The 17,892-nt window shown below is 46.0% G+C and carries 18 protein-coding genes; 2 read left to right on the top strand and 16 right to left on the bottom strand.

Translation table 11 applies throughout. The features are described 5' to 3' along the window. Window positions 1-66: 66 nt before the first annotated feature. Window positions 67-930: an aldo/keto reductase gene (locus EV294_RS13335; protein WP_132307489.1), complete on the bottom strand. Its 864-nt coding sequence runs from the start codon at window positions 928-930 to the stop codon at window positions 67-69. Between the two features lie 54 nt (window positions 931-984). Then, on the bottom strand, window positions 985-1,743 hold the full coding sequence (locus EV294_RS13340; RefSeq protein ID WP_132307491.1) for a carboxymuconolactone decarboxylase family protein: 759 nt from the start codon (window positions 1,741-1,743) through the stop codon (window positions 985-987). Window positions 1,744-1,926: 183 nt separating this feature from the next. Between EV294_RS13340 and EV294_RS13345 the strand changes: the two genes are divergently transcribed. Next, window positions 1,927-2,472, top strand: a complete 546-nt coding sequence (locus EV294_RS13345) for a TetR/AcrR family transcriptional regulator (RefSeq protein ID WP_132307493.1) — start codon at window positions 1,927-1,929, stop codon at window positions 2,470-2,472. A gap of 3 nt (window positions 2,473-2,475) precedes the next feature. Here the strand turns inward: EV294_RS13345 and EV294_RS13350 are convergent, their stop codons facing one another. The 11 genes from EV294_RS13350 to EV294_RS13400 all read right to left on the bottom strand — a co-directional run bounded on the left by EV294_RS13350 (window position 2,476) and on the right by EV294_RS13400 (window position 13,419). Continuing rightward, the gene (locus EV294_RS13350) at window positions 2,476-3,222 is read right to left on the bottom strand and encodes an amino acid ABC transporter ATP-binding protein (protein WP_132307495.1); all 747 of its coding nucleotides are present in this window, start codon (window positions 3,220-3,222) and stop codon (window positions 2,476-2,478) included. 43 nt (window positions 3,223-3,265) lie between these two features. Beyond that, window positions 3,266-3,937, bottom strand: coding sequence for an amino acid ABC transporter permease (locus tag EV294_RS13355; protein ID WP_132307497.1), 672 nt, complete (start codon window positions 3,935-3,937; stop codon window positions 3,266-3,268). Between the two features lie 18 nt (window positions 3,938-3,955). After that, window positions 3,956-4,798, bottom strand: a complete 843-nt coding sequence (locus EV294_RS13360) for an amino acid ABC transporter substrate-binding protein (RefSeq protein ID WP_132308015.1) — start codon at window positions 4,796-4,798, stop codon at window positions 3,956-3,958. A 192-nt stretch (window positions 4,799-4,990) separates the two neighbouring features. Then, window positions 4,991-6,409, bottom strand: coding sequence for an NADP-dependent phosphogluconate dehydrogenase (gene gndA / locus EV294_RS13365; protein ID WP_132307499.1), 1,419 nt, complete (start codon window positions 6,407-6,409; stop codon window positions 4,991-4,993). A 559-nt stretch (window positions 6,410-6,968) separates the two neighbouring features. Further along, window positions 6,969-7,853: an alpha/beta fold hydrolase gene (locus tag EV294_RS13370; RefSeq protein ID WP_165930680.1), complete on the bottom strand. Its 885-nt coding sequence runs from the start codon at window positions 7,851-7,853 to the stop codon at window positions 6,969-6,971. A 52-nt stretch (window positions 7,854-7,905) separates the two neighbouring features. After that, window positions 7,906-8,757, bottom strand: a complete 852-nt coding sequence (rfbD, locus tag EV294_RS13375; protein WP_132307503.1) for a dTDP-4-dehydrorhamnose reductase — start codon at window positions 8,755-8,757, stop codon at window positions 7,906-7,908. Window positions 8,758-8,766: 9 nt separating this feature from the next. Next, window positions 8,767-9,762: a dTDP-glucose 4,6-dehydratase gene (rfbB, locus tag EV294_RS13380; RefSeq protein WP_132307505.1), complete on the bottom strand. Its 996-nt coding sequence runs from the start codon at window positions 9,760-9,762 to the stop codon at window positions 8,767-8,769. A gap of 13 nt (window positions 9,763-9,775) precedes the next feature. Then, entirely contained in the window at window positions 9,776-10,321 is a 546-nt protein-coding gene (gene rfbC / locus EV294_RS13385; protein ID WP_132307507.1) for a dTDP-4-dehydrorhamnose 3,5-epimerase, read from the bottom strand. Window positions 10,322-10,342: 21 nt separating this feature from the next. Continuing rightward, window positions 10,343-11,077, bottom strand: a complete 735-nt coding sequence (locus tag EV294_RS13390; protein ID WP_132307509.1) for a sugar phosphate nucleotidyltransferase — start codon at window positions 11,075-11,077, stop codon at window positions 10,343-10,345. A 49-nt stretch (window positions 11,078-11,126) separates the two neighbouring features. Then, complete coding sequence (locus EV294_RS13395; protein WP_132307511.1) at window positions 11,127-12,410, bottom strand: glycosyltransferase; 1,284 nt, start codon at window positions 12,408-12,410, stop codon at window positions 11,127-11,129. 454 nt (window positions 12,411-12,864) lie between these two features. After that, on the bottom strand, window positions 12,865-13,419 hold the full coding sequence (locus EV294_RS13400) for a quercetin 2,3-dioxygenase (protein WP_132307513.1): 555 nt from the start codon (window positions 13,417-13,419) through the stop codon (window positions 12,865-12,867). Between the two features lie 223 nt (window positions 13,420-13,642). On the opposite strand from EV294_RS13400, the gene EV294_RS13405 reads away from it, so the two are divergent. Beyond that, complete coding sequence (locus tag EV294_RS13405; protein WP_132307515.1) at window positions 13,643-14,221, top strand: TetR/AcrR family transcriptional regulator; 579 nt, start codon at window positions 13,643-13,645, stop codon at window positions 14,219-14,221. 300 nt (window positions 14,222-14,521) lie between these two features. Here the strand turns inward: EV294_RS13405 and EV294_RS13410 are convergent, their stop codons facing one another. The 3 genes from EV294_RS13410 to EV294_RS13420 all read right to left on the bottom strand — a co-directional run bounded on the left by EV294_RS13410 (window position 14,522) and on the right by EV294_RS13420 (window position 17,878). Next, window positions 14,522-14,956: a hypothetical protein gene (locus tag EV294_RS13410; RefSeq protein WP_132307517.1), complete on the bottom strand. Its 435-nt coding sequence runs from the start codon at window positions 14,954-14,956 to the stop codon at window positions 14,522-14,524. A 3-nt stretch (window positions 14,957-14,959) separates the two neighbouring features. Then, on the bottom strand, window positions 14,960-15,997 hold the full coding sequence (locus tag EV294_RS13415; protein ID WP_132307519.1) for a DUF3231 family protein: 1,038 nt from the start codon (window positions 15,995-15,997) through the stop codon (window positions 14,960-14,962). Between the two features lie 339 nt (window positions 15,998-16,336). Beyond that, window positions 16,337-17,878 (bottom strand): GH35 family beta-galactosidase, encoded by a 1,542-nt coding sequence (locus EV294_RS13420; protein ID WP_132307521.1) that lies wholly within the window; start codon window positions 17,876-17,878, stop codon window positions 16,337-16,339. Window positions 17,879-17,892: the final 14 nt, after the last annotated feature.

Genomic DNA, 17,892 nt, shown 5'->3' on the forward strand with positions numbered 1-17,892 from the left:
CTTTTGTAAAAAATGGCGTAATTTTCCCCGCGGGTGAGAAGGTCAAACGGCGGCGAAGGTATCCTCTTACTTTAATTTTCCGCCAAACACCGGGAAGAAGCTATGTTCCCCATAATGCTGAATTTGCTCCAGATTTTTTAACGTATCCATATCGGTATCGTTGATAACAAAATCAAGCTCCGCATTCATTCTCATGTGATTCGGATTTGCCGTCTTGGGAATGACAACTAGACCAAGCTGTATGTCGTAGCGCAGGCAAAGCTGGGCAACCGATACTCCATACTTATCCGCGATTACCTTCACGGCTGCATCGTCAAGGATTGCACCATGAGCTATTGGGGAATAGGCATCTACCAGGATGTCTTCTGTCTGGCAGAATCGAATCAGCTTCTCAGGAGTATTGCTCACATGCGCCAATATCTGATTGACCATTGGCTTGATCTCGCAGACGGCTAGAATATTCTCTATATCATCCTGGAGGAAGTTGGAAAGGCCGATAGCCTTTACTTTTCCTGACCTATAAGCATTCTCCATTGCTTTCCAAGCTTCTTTGTTTTCCTCGAAGTAGCGCTTCTCCTCGCGGAACTCCCGCCAAGGCTGCGGGCTGTGAATAATCAGAAGATCAATGTAATCCAGCCCCATTCTCGCCAACGATTCATCAATAGATTGCATAACGGCCGTATAGTTCTTTAATTCGGCAGCAACCTTTGTCATAATGAAAAGCTCTTCCCTTGCGACGCCGCAGGAACGAATTCCTTCGCCTACGCCAGCTTCATTCCCATAAGCCTGAGCAGTATCAATATGGCGATATCCGATAGACACCGCGTCACGCACGGCTTGCGCAGCTTGCTCATTGTCAAGCAGCCAAGTACCTAGCCCCAACTTTGGTATTTCCAAGCCATTTGATAATCTACAGGTTTCGTTAAACATATTTTGCCCACCTTATCCGTTGTTATCGTTTCAAACCCTATATAAGCCGGTCGCTCATTCATCCTCCGGAATAATCTCGTTGACGCATTGCAGCGCATTTAGCGTGCGAGGGAAACCCATGTAGGGCAGGCAGTGTGTGATGGCGGCGATCAAGGTATCTTTTTTGTTGCCAACATTGAGATTACCCCAAACATGCGCCTTGACTTGGCTGTCAGCTCCGCCAAGCGCGCTTAGAATGCAAAGCGTGAGCAATTCCCGAGTTTTCAAATCAAGACCACCGCGGGTGTAGAAGTCGCCAAAACAAAAGGAGGAAAGGAAATCCTGGATATGGATTTGATTGGCCGGAGCCTTCTCGCGGTTCTGCCTGATGACCTCTCCGAAAATCTCGATTTGCGCAGCTAGTCCCTTTTCAAAGCGTTCGTCTTCATTCACGAGGCGCTGGCTTTCAAGGGGTAATTCAATGTTTCTGGCTTTAAAAACCTCATTAACCTCTGCGATTGCGTTAAGCGTTTTGGGAAACCCAATATAGGGCGCACACTGGTAAACCGCCTCTTTGATCTCGATCGGCGTCAGCCCGACATGAAGTGCGGCATGCACATGGGAACGGAGCTGAGGAAGCGTTTGATTCATGGCCAGAACCACCAGTGTAATCAGCTCCCGTTGCCCCTCATTCAAGCTGCCCTGATGGAACACTTCACCGAATATAAAACGGCTCAAAATATCTTGAAGATCCGGATCAGTTGCGTATGCTGCCGGAATGGCGTCGCCGAAAAGCTTTATATACGTATCCTGACTTTTCTCCACTCGATTCATATTAAAGCCTCCTCCTCAAAACCAACAATGGATTGAAAAACAAATTGATTTGTTTATCCAACTCATGTCTATTATTATAAGAGTAACCCTCGCATATTCAATGATTAAAAAACCTTAGTTTGTTGGTATTTCAACATAATAATCGAAATTGTTAATTAACTGAGAAAGATTGGTGGTATGAGGATGGCAAAAATAGATCGAAGAATTGCGAAGACTCGAGAATCCTTAAAAAAGGCTGTTATTGAGTTGATGGCCGACAAAAGTTTCGACGAAATTACCATACAGGATATCGCCGACCAAGCCAATTTGAACCGTGGAACCATCTACTCTCATTATCAGGATAAATATGACCTGTTGGATAAAATGATTGAATCGCATATGGATGAGTTAAGCGAAATGGATGAATGGGCATGCAAGCTGGATTGGACCAATGCCCTGGTCCCTTTTTTCGAGTACTTTGAGAAAAACTATTTATTTTTTTCGACCATGTTAGCCAGTAAGGGAGCCCCATCCTTTAGAACAAGGCTTCTAGAATATATTATGAAAGGTTTTAAAGGCGAGATTGATAGGGAAAGCGGGAGAAATCAGGACTTAAGCGAAGACGTCATGTTGCAATTTACAGGTACAGCGTATGTAGGGGTAATTGAATGGTGGATTAGAAACGAAATGCCTTATCCTCCGCAAAGCATGGCCAAACAAGTGGGGGCCTTATTGGAAAGAAGCCTGTAAAACTTACGCTTCCGACAGCAAGGAGAGAAACTGCTGAGTCCGTGCATTTTGGGGATTGTAGAAAATTTGTTCCGGCGGCCCTTCTTCTACAATGACACCTCCGTCGAGAAGCATAACGCGGTCCGCAACTTCACGCGCGAAATGCATCTCATGCGTGACAATGATCATGGTTCTTCCCTCCTCCGCCAGCTCACGGATGACCTTAAGTACTTCGCGTACAAGTTCGGGATCAAGCGCAGACGTCGGTTCGTCAAACAACAATAATTCCGGGTCAATCGACATCGCCCTCGCGATGCCGACTCTCTGCTGCTGGCCGCCGGAGAGCTGATGCGGGTACGCGTCAATCCGGTCACCCAACCCGACCTTCGCAAGCAAACTTAGCGCCTTTGCCCGGGCTTTATTCTTTGATCTGCGTTGCACCGTGATTTGCCCCTCCATCACGTTCTGAAGAGCCGTAAGGTGCGGAAATAAATGATACGCTTGAAACACCATACCCGACTGGCGGCGCAGCGCTAGTACGTCTGCTTTCCGGGGTTTCGCGTTTGGTCGAAACTCTAGCCGCGCGTTCCCGATTGCAACCGTGCCTGTGGTTGGGACTTCCAACACGTTCAAACAACGAAGCAAAGTCGATTTTCCCGAACCCGAGGGCCCAATCAACACCAGGACTTGCCCTTGTTCAAGGGTCAGGTCTATACCGCGAAGCACCAGCTTGTCTCCAAATGATTTTGTTAACTCACGCACGTTAATCATGCGGTCGACCCTCCTTCAGCGAATATGAAACTTCCTTCCCGTGTCAAACCGTGGAATACCGTTCGAAATACCGTTCCAACTGCTGCTGCAATAACCCCAGCACGGAACTGAAAATCAAATAGATCAGCGCTACCTCGCAGTAGATTAGCAGCGGCTCGTAGACAGCCGCTGTAATTTGCTGTCCTTTCTGAAAGAGCTCGGTAACCGTCACGGTTGCCGCTAGCGACGTATCCTTCACAAGCGATATGAAAGAATTGGACAACGGCGGTACCGAGACACGCGCTGCTTGGGGCAGGATAATACGGCGCAGCGCCTGTAGTCGAGTTTCTCCGAGCGAATACGCTGCTTCCCACTGTCCTTTCGGAATAGAGACGATCGCCGCGCGAATAATTTCCGATCCGTATGCACCTACGCTAAGCGTGAAACCGATGACAGCGGCCGGGAACGCGTCAATCAGAATGCCAAGACTCGGCAGTCCGTAGAAAATAATAAACAGCTGTACCAGCAGCGGCGTTCCCCGGATAATCCAGACGTAGAACCTCGCCACCAAAACCAGTGGATAAACATCGGACAATCGCACGAGTGCCGTCAGGACCGCGAGCACCAGACCAAGCACGAAGGAGATCAGCGTTAGGGGTACAGTAAACGAAATCCCTGCTTTCAGCAGAGGGAAAAATGAATCAAAGAAAATATCCAGGTTTGTTCGTTCATTCATGATGCAAAGCCCGCCTTTTTACTTCGAGACATCTTCACCGAAATAGGTTTTGGAAATTTCCAAGTATCTTCCGTCAGCCATCATTTCTTTAATTGCATGATTAACAGCGTTGACCAGTTCCGTGTTTCCTTTTCGGAAAAGCATGCCGCTTTGCGACACATTATCCGTCTCGGCTACAACCTTTATCGGCACGTCAGGACGCGCTTTCTTCAAGTCCAGGTAAGACAGCTTATCATTAATGGTTGCATCGATTCGTCCGGATGTAAGCAAATCGATTGCCTGATTGAACCCATCGACCGCAACGAGCTGCGCACCGTTCGCTTTAGCGATATCGCCGAGGTCGCTGGTTAGCGACTGACCGGACTTTTTACCTTTTAGATCGGCCAGGCTCTTAATGCTCGTGTTGGTCTCCTTTACGATCAGAACCGCTTTGGATAGAATATAAGGTTCCGAAAAGTCGTATTTGGCTTTTCTGTCATCCCTGATCGTAACTTCATTTGCAACCATATCGAATCGCTTCGCATCCAAGCCGGCCAGCATACCGTCCCATTTGGTTTCCACAAACTTCGCTTTTACCCCGATTCGCTTCGCAATCTCTTCCGCGATTTCCACATCAAATCCCGTCAGCTTGCCACTCTTGTCGTGGAATGTAAATGGCGCGTATGTCCCCTCCGTGCCAATCGTGATTTCACCGGCCGATTTAATCGATGCCAGTGAATGGTCAGGTGCTGAGCTCGCATTGTTACCGTTTGATGCGTCTTCCGTACCGGAATTCGCATTGCTCCCATTATTCTTGGCACCACATGCCGTTCCGGAAAGCAAAATTACGGCGGACAAAATCATAATACCGATGCGGCGCATCCTAGTATTCATGGAAAATCCCTCCTTATTATCGTGGATAGTATGCCAGTTTCTCACAAGGCTTATCCGCCAGCGGGGACGTTTATCTTCCGTTTATAAGGTTCTCTTTCCTTTAAACGCAAAATACCTCCGAGCAGCTGTACGCCGCTCGGAGGCGAGATTAATATTGTATAACGAATTGCGGCTGCTGTATTATTCGTTGTTCTGCAACCATTGGAAATGGAAGCTTCCCTCTTGGTCCACCCTTTCAAACGTATGAGCCCCGAAATAATCCCGCTGTGCCTGAAGCAGATTGGCCGGTAAATTTGCCGTCCGGTAGCTATCGTAATAAGCAAGCGCGGAAGAAAATGCCGGAACAGGAATACCCCTGGTTACCGCGATTGCAACGACTTTGCGCCAGGCTTCCTGGTATTTGTCGATGACTCCGCCGAAATATTCATCCAGGAATAAGTTATTCAACGCCGGATCCTTATCGAATGCATCCTTGATATTCTGCAGGAAGCCGGCTCGGATAATGCAGCCTCCGCGGAAAATCATGGCGATATTGCCATAGTTCAAATTCCAGCCGAAATGCTCCGATGCCACCTTCATCTGGGCAAACCCCTGCGCATAAGAGGCAATTTTACTAGCATATAGAGCTTGTCTTACCGCTTCGATGAATTCATCAGCTTCACCCTCGTGTTTCTGAAGCGCAGGGCCGCGGAGCTTCTTGCTTGCTGCTAAACGTTCCTCTTTCATCGCGGAAATAAACCGGGCAAAGACGGATTCCGTTATGATGGAGAGTGGAACGCCAAGATCAAGCGCGCTTTCGCTGGTCCATTTGCCAGTTCCCTTTTGGCCGGCCGAATCCAAGATCACGTCTACCATCGGTTTGCCGGTGGCTGGATCTTTTTTGGAGAAAATATCCGATGTAATCTCGATGAGATAACTGTCCAGTTCTCCCTTGTTCCAATTGCTGAAAATGTTATGCAATTCGTCAGCATTCACATTCAGCACGTCTCTCAGCAGATGGTAAGCTTCGCCGATCAACTGCATGTCCCCGTACTCAATACCGTTATGCACCATTTTGACATAATGACCGGCTCCACCCTCCCCGATATAGGTCGAGCATGCGTCTCCGTTCACTTTGGCGGAAATGGCGGTCAGAATCGGCTCTACAAGCTCATAGGCATCACGCTGGCCGCCAGGCATAATAGACGGCCCTTTAAGAGCTCCTTCTTCACCTCCGGAAACCCCCGACCCAATGAAACGAATTCCTTGGGCCTCCAATTCCCGGTTTCTGCGCTGCGTATCCAGGTAATGAGCATTACCGCCGTCGATAATGATATCTCCGGGACTGAGATAAGGCACTAGCTGATTAATGGTATCATCCGTTGGTTTCCCCGCTTTAACCATAATCAAGATTTTGCGCGGTACCTCAAGCGACTGTACAAATTCATTGATGCTGTAAGTGCCTACAAAGTTCCTGCCCGGTGCTTCGGCCAGAAGCTCTTTCGTTTTTTCCGGAGAACGGTTATACACCGCTACCGAAAAACCTTTGCTTTCTATATTCAAGGCTAGGTTTTTGCCCATAACGGCTAATCCCGCCACGCCAATTTGAACTTTATTCATTCGTATTCCCTCCACTTTTGCGCACACCTTCGATTTCATGGTGCGGCTTTGTTTGTATTTTTCTTAGAGCTGACTCTTTATTCTAGCCTCTGTTGCGGTCTAACTTAGTCGGCCAACGGAAATCATTACATCATCTCAACATTCTTCTCTCCTTCAACATCATATTGTTCTATCGTCAGCTCTACTATAATACGAAACTACACCATATACGAAATTAATATAATATAGAGATGGTATAGACGGTGTCTATAACAAATACTTAACGTAAATTTTTGGATCGAATTGCAGCTTCACTTGGCCAGATATGACGCCCATGCTGGCGCATACAAAAAAACGGATTGGCTTACGCCATCCGTTTTTCAAAATAATGCCCATTTAATCAAATCACGAAACATGCGGAGAGCTAGAAATCCAGGAGGAGAACACCATTGGCATCTGCAGCTCGCCCTCCTTTGCAGGTTAACAGCGGAGAAATATCAAGGAGCCTTTGTGTGCGTCATGACTAGGTGTTCGACAAATGGCTGAACTATCCTCCCATTTATGTTAAGAATTCGTCCTATTACTTTGTTTGCGCAACAAATTCGTTAACCGCTTGCGTAAATTGCTCGGTGTGCTCAACGTGTTCCATATGACCGCCTCGTTCGAATATGACGAGTTGAGATCCAGGTATTTTTTCCGCCATTTCATTTGACCACCTTGGCCCGCAGTTGACGTCATATTCACCGACCAGTATGAGCGTTGGCGTGGTGATCGTGTGCAGGACATCCCGTACATCCCACTCATAGGGTTGCCGGTTAGGATCTCCAAAGAAATCGAGAACAACCTTCCATTTGTCTACCTTCTCCTTAACGCTCCAGTAGTTACCGAAGTAGGCAGGCAATAAGCGGTGGAGAACTGCCAGCGCAGACTCTTTGTCTCTTACGTTTTTCGAATCCATCATAGCCTGCTTTGCATCTTGAGCTTCCGCGTTATCCGGCCAACGCTCTGCAAAGCTCTCGATTTGTTTGAATTGCTCCATGTACAGTTCGGGTCCCATGGAAGGAGCACTGGATTGGAGGATCAGACCGGCAAGTTCGTTCGGGTAATCCAGAGCGTATTGAAGGCCAACGCCACCGCCATGAGCATGACCCAGGAAGTAATACTTTTGAGCTCCGGTATGCTCGGCTACTTTATGCGCGAAATGCGCATACCGAGGCATACTGTAGTCTCCGTCTGGCAGCGCATCTGATTTACCTGTTCCTACAGGCTCCAAATAAACCATTGTCATTGTTTTCTCCAGCTCCGGCATCTGCAGATACTTCCAGTGAAACCCGGGTCCGCCCGGATGAACCAAACAAACGGGGCCGTTGCCAGCTACGTGATAAACTTGACGCAGACCGTCGATGAAGATTTCATGCTCTCCAGCTGCCAGTGGTTGTTTGATAGCATCATTAGATGTATTCATGCTTAAATTCCTTCTTTCTTGGTTAATGATTATAATTGATTGTAATTTCACCTTACTTGCCATTATCGCCGAACGACTTCAAAAATTCCTCCAATGCTTTGCGCCATGGACGAAAGTCTTCAAATCCATTGGAGTGGATCGCCGTATGCGCCATTGCCGAGTAGCGCGGACGAGGCGCAGGTCGTGGAAAGTCTTTCGTGGAGCATGGTTTAACCTCCGCTTGGAATCCGCTCTCCTCCATAATCGCAAGAGCAAGATCATACCAGGAACAGATCCCCGTGTTTGAGGCGTGATAGATGCCATATTTCTCCGAATGGATAAGTTGCAATAGAAAATGGGCAAGATCCATGGTATAGGTAGGAGATCCGAATTGATCATGGACTACCTCTAACCTTTCTCGTTCCTGAGCCAATTTCAGCATGGTTTTAACGAAATTATTCCCGTTCCGCCCATATACCCAAGAGGTCCTTACGATAAAATAGCGAGAGGAAAACATTTGGACAGCTTGCTCTCCGGCCCGCTTTGACTTTCCATAAACACTTTGTGGATTAGTAGATGCATGTTCCTCATATGGTTTAGTTGCCCTGCCATCGAAGACATAATCCGTACTGATATAACATAGCTTTGCCCCTATGCTTGAAGAGGCTCTTGCTATATTCCAGGTGCCTATTTCATTTATTTTGAAAGCCAGTTCTTCCTTAGATTCGGCTAAATCCACATTTGTGAAAGCAGCGCAATGGATGACGACATCCGGCTTATAAGCCTCAAACACCACCACGCACTGAGCCTCATTTGAAATATCAAGCTGCTTTCTGCCAAGACCTAAAACCTCGTGACTAGCCGAAAAAAGTTTGACAACATCATGACCTAACTGACCATGCGCACCTGTCACTAATATCTTCATGGCATTCCCCTAACCGTGATGGCCTGGCTCTGAAGAGTTACCAGTGAGAATGCTCATCCACCAGTCTTGATGGTCCAAGTACCATTGAATAGTCTCTAATATACCTGTCTCAAAATGATGCTTCGGATGCCATCCCAGTTCGTTCATAATCTTGGTTGCATCAATTCCATAACGACGATCATGCCCTAAACGATCAGGAACATGCCGAATTAATGATTCCGGCTTTCCAAGCTCCTTTAATAACGTCTGCACAATCTGAATATTCGTCTTCTCATTACTTCCGCCAATGTTATAAACCTCGCCGTTCTTTCCTTGGTGCAGCACCAGATCGATAGCATGGCAGTGATCCTCTACATACAACCAATCACGGATATGCAAGCCGTCTCCGTAGATAGGAAGAGGACGATCGTTCAATGCATTTACAAGCATGAGCGGGATTAATTTTTCGGGAAATTGATAGGGCCCATAATTATTCGAACAGCGTGTGATGTTAACTGGCAAGCCGAATGTCTCATGATAGGCACGTACAAGCAGATCGGATCCGGCTTTACTTGCCGCATACGGACTATTAGGGTGAAGCGGTGATTGCTCGGTAAATAACCCTGTTTCGCCAAGCGTTCCATACACCTCATCCGTAGAGACATGAACAAACTTCTTAACTCCAACTTTTACAGCGGCATCAAGTAAGACTTGCGTGCCCCATACATTGTTCTTTGTAAAAATATCCGGTTCCACAATACTGCGGTCCACATGAGATTCAGCCGCAAAATGAACAACGATATCAATTCCCTGTCCAAACAAACGGTTCATTTGTTCTTTGTCTGTGATATCGCCTTTTATAAATGAATGCTTGCTGTCTCTTGGAATTTTTGACAAATTCGTTAGATTTCCCGCGAACGTTAATGCATCTAAATTGATTAGTTCATAATTCGGATAGCGATCCAGCATATAATGAACGAAGTTGCTGCCAATAAATCCGGCTCCGCCCGTGACTAGTATTTTCATGACTTTATTGCTCCTAGTAAATTAGTTCCGCATCAACAAGCAGCGGATGCTCCTGATCTTTACCCGATAAGATAGGATTCGCCGTAGGCCAATGAATACCTAATGCCGGGTCACTCCAAAGGATCCCCCGATCCTGCTCAGGAGAGTAAAAAGCATCAACCTTATATAGAACTTGCGTATTGGGAACTATGGTACAAAAGCCATGTGCAAAGCCCCGCGGGATAAGCAGCTGCCGTTTATTAGCCTCACTTAGGATGACCCCTTCCCATTGGCCGAAGGTTGGAGAATTGGGGCGGATATCAACCGCAACATCATAAATGGCTCCTGTAATGACACGAACTAGTTTTGTTTGAGCATGGGGATTTACTTGATAATGCAAGCCTCTTAAAACCCCGCTCTGAGCAGATAAGGAATGATTATCCTGTACAAATGGAATGTCGATCCCATGCTCAGCAAATGCTGCCTGACTGTAACTCTCCATGAAGAAGCCTCGGGAATCGCCATGAACTTCCGGCTCTACAACATATAATCCTTCTAGCTTTGTAGGAATGAAATTCATTAGCATCAACACCTTACATTTTTAATTCCAGTAGTTGTCATCAAGAAATAAATCCTTGGCTAGTTCATTAGCGTGTAATAACGACTCATGAGTCCCCGCATCTGTCCACCAACCCTTCAGGATATCAAAGGTGAGCTCGTTTCTTTCGATATACGCGTTATTCACATCCGTAATTTCCAATTCGCCGCGACCGGATGGTTTCAGTTTCTTCACGATATCAAAAACGGTGTTGTCGAACATATAAATACCCGTGACGGCATAATTGCTTTTCGGATATCGGGGTTTCTCCTCAATCGAGAGGATTTTATCTTCTAAGAGCTCTGCAACACCATATCTCTCCGGGGCTTGTACTTCCCGGATCAATATTTTCGCGCCTTTGCACTGCTCTTTAAAACGATTCACAAAAGGAGCTATACTCTCTTCAAACACATTATCCCCGAGAATAACAGCCATTTTGTCGCTACCCACGAATTGTTCGGCTAAATCTAAAGCCTGGGCAATCCCTCCGGCTTTATCTTGAACTTTATAAGTGAATGTAACGTTCATCTCTCGGCCGCTCCCGAGCAGGTTAACAACATCCCCTAAATGCTCTTTTCCTGTTACGACAAGAATTTCGGTGATGCCGGCTTGTTTTAATTTAAAAACCGGATAGAATATCATGGGATATTTACCGACGGGCAATAAGTGTTTATTCGTCACTTTGGTTAGTGGATACAATCTGGACCCCGTCCCGCCTGCGAGAATAATTCCCTTCATTAATATCCCCCCTTACCTCCCGGTCATCAATATTAAGATGACAAGGATATTATGATTTGGCTTCTAACTCGGCGACGACATTCGCGATGGACGTGTACGGATCAAGGGCAGCATACTCCGCCTTCAATCGTTGTGCATTCGCCAAGAATTCCGTCTTGTTAAGTACGTTAAGAACCGCCTCCCGAATTGCCGCCGGCGTTGGTGTTTGGGTTTTGAGATTGATTGCGGCACCAGTATGGGCCGTACGAGCGTTACCCTCAATCTTATCTTCGGAGATTCCAGCCAATACCATCGGCACTCCGAAACTCAATGCCTGCTGCGTCCCGCCAAATCCACCGTTTGTGACGAGAACATTGGTATGCGGAAGGAGGTCGACGAAAGGAATAAATTCCGCGACGCGCGCATTGGCCGGTATTTTTTTGACTTCATCCTTACTGCCTGTCGCGGCAATAACTAGAACAGGCAGGTCAGCCAGCGCTTCTAGTGTTGGCTCAATGAGATGACTGAAGTCACCGTTTGCTACGGTTCCCTGTGTTACAACGACAACTTGTTCAGCTTCTAACACTTCCGGCCACCATACTGGCAATTTAGCCTCAACGGAAGGCGGGGTAGGAAGCGCTCCGATGAAGCGGACGCTGTCGGGCAGGTCTGATCGCTTATAACTCAGCTCCTCTACAGACAACTGAAGGTAGCTGTCGGCAAGTACGCAGCTATCAAGAAGGTACGGTATTTCCCCGACCGCTCCCAGATCCTTTAACACCTTTTCATAAAGCTTCTGTGCATCCCCGAATACGGTATTTTTCATTAAGCCATTAAGCTCGATGTTTCGTGCGCGTCCCTCTTCCGAGCCGTCCGGTTCGAGCCCCATGCCAAATGGCGCAGCATCCATGCTAGAAATTGCTAGCGGTATAACACCAACGACTATATAACCCTTCGCTCGTACGCCTGGGGCACCGTGCAATGCTGGCGAGATTGGGAATCCAAATGATTCTGCCATCACAATCGCCTGGTCGTCTCCATACTTTTTCAGTTCTTGTTGCAGTGCTGCGTATTGATTCGGAATAGCGCTAACGAAATAACGCTGCAGGTCATAGTTAACCTGAGTCGGCCCTTCGAGAGCGAGTCGCTCGGGGTCTAATAATTCCTCGGGCTTCCAATCGGCTGCACCCGTAAATGAAACAAATGCGGCGCCTGTCTTTTCGACAGCTTCCTTGAATATAGATCCTGTAATAATAGTCACCTCGTGACCGCGGCGAATAAGGTCTTTTGCTATAGACAGCATGGGAGCGACATGTCCGTATACAGGTGTAATGGGAATGATAATTTTTGACATAATAGAACCTCTTTCTTTTGCGCTATAGCAATCATTTCATGCTTTATCTGGAAATCGGCTAGTTCGGCGGATGAATAGAAATCCTCTTGGTTGTCGACTTTTTTACCTGCGCAGTAATGAGATCGATCATTCTCATAATGGTACTCCAACAATGTTTTGTCAACGAATCTATCGCAAACTTAATATTTCATAAATTTTTCCGTTTAGTCATTTTAGGATAGGAAAAAACTTCTTGCAGGATTTAGATTAAATGTTTGACATTGATCAACGGATAGAGAAAACCCTTTGCCGTATACGGCAAAGGGTAGCCTTTATTTTACGATTTGAGTTACTTTACCGGTTGAATCGGATTGCTCTTCCATTTTCCTGCTGAAGCTCGTTCAATGGTGGACAGTAAATATGTTCTGGCATGGATATAGTAGGCTAAAAAGATTCGCTAGCATTCAAGGTAAAATTAAAGACCCGGATACGTAATATTATATTTATTGGATACTTGTATGAGCTTCTGGAAAAACTCAGGAGTAGGGGGCTCCAATTGGGCTTCCATCCCTTCCACGTAAGGGGTGCCCAATTCCTTTACAAAAGAATCAAAGCCTGCAGGGTAGGCCGTGACTAAGAAACGAGCCTTTTTGGACCTCACCTTAAAGGTATGCGGAATGCCGCGAGGGGCGAAGACATATTCTCCGCTTTGCACAAAAAACGTTTCATCCCCAAGTGTCATCTCTAACTCTCCATCGAGCACGTAAAAAGATTCATCTTCGTTTCCGTGGATATGAAGCGGCGGACCATCATTCTCCTTAACCGAACAATGCACGACGCAAAATTCCCCGTTTGTGTCTTCCCCGCTTACCAAGATGGAATTAATGTCGGTAAGGAATAAAAACGTATTATCATTTTCTGACTTCCGGTGCATCTTTCCTGCTTTGCTTTGATTACTCATGATTTCTCCCGGTCTCCTCTTGGTTGTCGATTTTTTTACCTGCGCAGTAATGAGATCGATCATTCTCATAATAGAAAAACCATCCGCTTTAGTCAATGTATCCTGCGCAATCTTAACATTTCATAAATTTTTCCGGTCAGTATTTTTATGTTTAAAAAAATATAATCGTTTCAGCTTTTCAAAACCTAAGAATGCTTAGATTAAGGCATTATTGGTTTACATTTGATTGTTCACTATTAAACTTTTACCGAATGTTCTAATATGATAAAATCATTCTGATGAGGTGAACACGATGACAAGAAGCAAAGAGTTCGATGAGAGAGAAGTCCTATTAAAGGCAATGTATTTATTCTGGGAAAAGGGTTATGAGAAAACCTCTTTACAGGACCTTGTTACGCATATGGGGATACATCGCAGAAGCCTGTATGATACTTTTGGCGATAAGCATAGCCTCTTTATAAAGACGTTGGAACTATACGAGAAACACAAAACAGCAGCTATTCAGGCAGAAGTAACACGCGGTCGTTCGGCGAAACAGGCGATCCGCTTGATCTTTGATTTGCTGATTGAAGTAAACGACGACCGACCGTTGGGCTGCTTATTTGTGAATTCAGCCACCGAACTGGCTTTGAGGGATCCGGAAGTACGCGAAATAACAAACGAAGGTTTTAATAACTCGGAGAAAGTTCTGGTAGAACTCATTCAAAAAGGTCAGCAGTCGGGCGAGATTCCCATTGATAAGGATGCAAAAATTCTTGCGGCTAGTTTGCAGACTACACTGATTGGATTAAGAGTATTGGTTCGAACGACCACCGATAAAAAAAGGCTGCATCAAATAGCAGATACTTCCATAGCGATGCTTGACGCTTAAAGGAACCCTATACGGCGGTCTTTAGTCTACACAATAGAGTCCTGTTACGCGTATGGTTACCGAGCATTGGTGGATTGGGCTGTTGGATGTTTTCAAATAGCTCTTTCTTGTGTTTGCGATTCACCATGCCTTCATCTACTAAGCGTTTTGGCTCTGTCTTCATTTCCTATTCCTTTAACTCCTGAGTTCAGCTTAATGCTGCTTATTGGAACTAAGCTTCCGTTGGCGTAAAAAACAGCAGCCTGTATCGGCTGCTGTCCTGTAATTAAAGCGTCATGATTCGAGGCTGTTCACTGTCTTTTAACGTTTCCGAAGGATAGTGAAAAGACCAATTCCGATTATAACGCCAACACCGATTCCTATTAACCCAAGCCAAACCGCTCCCAAAAATCCCTTCGAAAAAACAACTCCAACGGTCCCGAAAAAAGCTCCGAAAGCAAAAGGGAATACAGTATTTGGGTTCAGTTCTTCCCCGGCATCCTTATAGGCATCCCAAATTCCGAACATGTAGACACAAGGGTAGAACATAAGCCATTCCATACATGTTGGCTCGACCGTTGGAATATCTCCATGAAAGCTCGTTACAATAGCCCCGTTCAGATGTGACTTTAAGTTGATAAGAAATTCCAAGGAAATCAGCAGGATGCCCTTTACATATCTACCGTTAAGGAGCTGGCCGAATCCCGGTAAAGCAATACTCCACAATAACGCCTCGATGCGGGACACTCTACCCATGTCCTACCCCATGGTTAACGATTTACGATCTGCCGCTTGTGGAGGCTGTTCCATCCAGCCTAAATCAATCATTGTATTGGCTCCATCCTCCACGTAATTTCCAACTTCCATGATTAATCGCGCGAATGTAGCCGACACATCATGTCTTGCACTAAAAGCCAACGCATTGCCATATGTTCGGACCCGCATCGCAAACATATCGATTTTATGGGTAAGCATTAGCTTATCCGAAAATGGCGATACGGTTGAATCGGTAACGAGATGATTCATCAACGGATGGGTAGGCAAATCTTCTTTGTGCAGCAGCTTGGTTAAAATATCGTATTGTTTCAATGCGATATCCTTCCCTCTCTTGAAGTAATTCCTAACTTGATCCAGCTTGGCAGCTTGGCAGAAGCCTACCAATACCGCACAACTGGTCGCGTTATTTTGAACATTATCGTAAATATGGGTAATTTCCAGTGATTGAAGAGGACGAATATCCCCGAAGAAACCGTCTAAATACCGCTGTTTTTTGATAAAATCGATTTTGTCCGGAACGGGTATATAAGGCGGCTTGACCAAAAGTCCTTTCGCATCCAGCAAATCGTTAACGTCATTGATTAGATTAATGGTTGATTTGAGACAATCGGTAAAAAATTCGCGGATGTCCTGACGACTCATTAATGGCACAGCGATTCCGTAGATACTAATCCCCGCTTTACCGGTATACTTCAAGTAATGCAAATAAAATTCATCCGCGTACAACCGGGGAGCTTTTAAATTTACGTCGTCATCGGTGAGTCCGACCGGTACCGGATGACCCTCCCGCGTGAAAATATCCTTGACCGTTTGCGTTAATCGGTCTGCCAGTTGTAACGCTTCATTCAAAACATTTCGAATATCTGCGTCGTCCACATTTTGCTGAAAATAACGCAAAACACACCTGGCCATACTGTTCCCCATAAAAGTCGCCCATAATTTCCCGACTTCCGCCGACGTTAATTTATTGGGCGTATTTCCTTCCATTTCCGTTTTTTCTTCGTGTTGTAGTTTGCTCATGGGGCACCTCTTCTTGTTTAACGTGATTTCTCACTTATTTATCCACGTTATTATTCCATTTTGAACCACATTAAATACCGTTCCATTACGTTATATACATTTTTGTTCCCCCATCGGACTTGATCATCTGCACCGCTTCAGACTGTCCTACAAATAAACAAGGCTGCCGGATTGTGGCAGCCTTGTCATGGATCGTCTCCTTTATTTGCTTTCGTTTAATTGTGCTAAAACTTGCTCGAGGTGCCCATCGGTCATGGCACCGCCGCCGAACGAAACCAAGGCGCGCAGAGGCAAGTACTTTATGGTACGCCATCGTCCTTATCCCTTCGTATCGCTTGATTATTTATATTTATACATCTCCACTTTAAGAGCAGCTGGTTTTCGACCTACCGAAATCATATAAGCAGCTTCATCACCGTTTAATACTCTTCCTCTGATCCATTCATCATTTATAAACTCGCCTTCCTCGATTTGAATGTAGCCGACCTTATCCGTTTCTCCCGATTTCGGAAGAAATTCCACCGAGAACCCGATTCCAGCGAACAGAAATTCATCCTCGCTAATCTCGATGACCAGCCCCCCTGAAACCGGTTTGCCTTCCTCTTGCCGTTTATAGGTAAGCTTCACATCATATTTCGAAAAAGTTAGCAAGCATCCACTGTTATGATGTTGCAGGAAACCGGTCATTTTTCCAGTACCCCGATACCGGTTAATGATACCCATCATATTGCCGAGCAATTTATAGCTTTCGGCGAGATATGGTCCGGTACCGTTTAAGATGAAAGCCGACATATCAATATTAAGTGCCATCATGATTCCGAAATCCGGCCCGTCTTCATTTGTCTCAGCAGCAAGAAAATCCTCAATCCCGAACGGAGCAAAGCATAGTGCATTATGCTTTCCGATGGCGTAGAATACGTTCGTTGCCGACACCATATCTCTTCTTGCTTCCGGAATGAAGAGAGGGTTGCCGTCAGCCGTATATTCTTCGCAAACCTCGGCAAAATTGGGCAAATAAATATCAGGCGCATACAGACAGATGGTCGGAGCAGCGTGCTTCCATATTTTCATCACTTTCGCAATTGGACCGCCGCTCGGATAAGTGCCGGCCTTCCAAGGGTATTGCTCCAGCCATGCGTTAACAAACATTGGAAGCGGATAAGCCTCCGAACCTGCTTTAGCGATTTTTTCTATCGCGCATGCGTAGTGATAGGCCATGAAATTTTCAGCGGCTGCTTCGCCAAACACCTCTTTCCAGTTCCCGTTTTTACTATATAGGGCAGCAAGGCCCGAAGGAATAGCCTCTTCAAATTGCTTGTCAGCCTTATCCGAGTAATCTCTTTCCGCGCCCAGAAAACCAATTTCGTTCTCGATCTGCATCATAATGACGGTTTGCTTCTCCCCGTCTATTTCCTTCAAATGCTTCATCAGAGAATGAAACGCCGTGGCGTCCGCTTCAACGGCTGCGTCGCATAGCGGTGAAATCGTATCCGATGCCGCTCCGCCCGGATAACGCGCTCTGAAATAGGCTTCATAGTCTTTTTTTACCCAGGAAGGCGCATAAGTGGATCGACCGTTTTTCCACAGCCCGAACCATAGCAGGACAAGTCTTACGCCTTCTTCTCTTGCCTGATCGATAATGCCGTCAACCAAAGCAAATTCATATTGGCCTTGAACGGGCTCCATTAATTCCCAAAATACGGGCACGATCACGGTATTCAAATGCAAGCCTCGTAAATTCGGCCAAACTTTCGTCTTCATATAGTCAAGACTAGAAGAACTGGAGTTATGAATCTCACCGCTTAAAGCGATATAGGGTGCTCCGTCCACGTACAAAGTTGTTAATCCATTCTCATTATTGAGATAGGGCAATTGCTTCATTTCATCTGCACCTC

This window comes from Paenibacillus sp. BK033, from assembly GCF_004345425.1.
Classification (GTDB): Bacteria; Bacillota; Bacilli; order Paenibacillales; family Paenibacillaceae; genus Pristimantibacillus.

Coding starts and splice junctions, on each gene's coding strand:
- EV294_RS13395 (WP_132307511.1), bottom strand. CDS start 12,410: ATGTCAAAAATTATCATTCCCATTACACCTGTATACGGACATGTCGCT.
- rfbD (WP_132307503.1), bottom strand. CDS start 8,757: ATGAAGATATTAGTGACAGGTGCGCATGGTCAGTTAGGTCATGATGTT.
- EV294_RS13355 (WP_132307497.1), bottom strand. CDS start 3,937: ATGAATGAACGAACAAACCTGGATATTTTCTTTGATTCATTTTTCCCT.
- gndA (WP_132307499.1), bottom strand. CDS start 6,409: ATGAATAAAGTTCAAATTGGCGTGGCGGGATTAGCCGTTATGGGCAAA.
- rfbB (WP_132307505.1), bottom strand. CDS start 9,762: ATGAAAATACTAGTCACGGGCGGAGCCGGATTTATTGGCAGCAACTTC.
- EV294_RS13350 (WP_132307495.1), bottom strand. CDS start 3,222: ATGATTAACGTGCGTGAGTTAACAAAATCATTTGGAGACAAGCTGGTG.
- EV294_RS13390 (WP_132307509.1), bottom strand. CDS start 11,077: ATGAAGGGAATTATTCTCGCAGGCGGGACGGGGTCCAGATTGTATCCA.
- EV294_RS13335 (WP_132307489.1), bottom strand. CDS start 930: ATGTTTAACGAAACCTGTAGATTATCAAATGGCTTGGAAATACCAAAG.
- EV294_RS13400 (WP_132307513.1), bottom strand. CDS start 13,419: ATGAGAATGATCGATCTCATTACTGCGCAGGTAAAAAAATCGACAACC.
- EV294_RS13340 (WP_132307491.1), bottom strand. CDS start 1,743: ATGAATCGAGTGGAGAAAAGTCAGGATACGTATATAAAGCTTTTCGGC.
- EV294_RS13370 (WP_165930680.1), bottom strand. CDS start 7,853: ATGAATACATCTAATGATGCTATCAAACAACCACTGGCAGCTGGAGAG.
- EV294_RS13415 (WP_132307519.1), bottom strand. CDS start 15,997: ATGAGCAAACTACAACACGAAGAAAAAACGGAAATGGAAGGAAATACG.
- EV294_RS13420 (WP_132307521.1), bottom strand. CDS start 17,878: ATGAAGCAATTGCCCTATCTCAATAATGAGAATGGATTAACAACTTTG.
- rfbC (WP_132307507.1), bottom strand. CDS start 10,321: ATGAATTTCATTCCTACAAAGCTAGAAGGATTATATGTTGTAGAGCCG.
- EV294_RS13410 (WP_132307517.1), bottom strand. CDS start 14,956: ATGGGTAGAGTGTCCCGCATCGAGGCGTTATTGTGGAGTATTGCTTTA.
- EV294_RS13360 (WP_132308015.1), bottom strand. CDS start 4,798: ATGCGCCGCATCGGTATTATGATTTTGTCCGCCGTAATTTTGCTTTCC.
- EV294_RS13405 (WP_132307515.1), top strand. CDS start 13,643: ATGACAAGAAGCAAAGAGTTCGATGAGAGAGAAGTCCTATTAAAGGCA.
- EV294_RS13345 (WP_132307493.1), top strand. CDS start 1,927: ATGGCAAAAATAGATCGAAGAATTGCGAAGACTCGAGAATCCTTAAAA.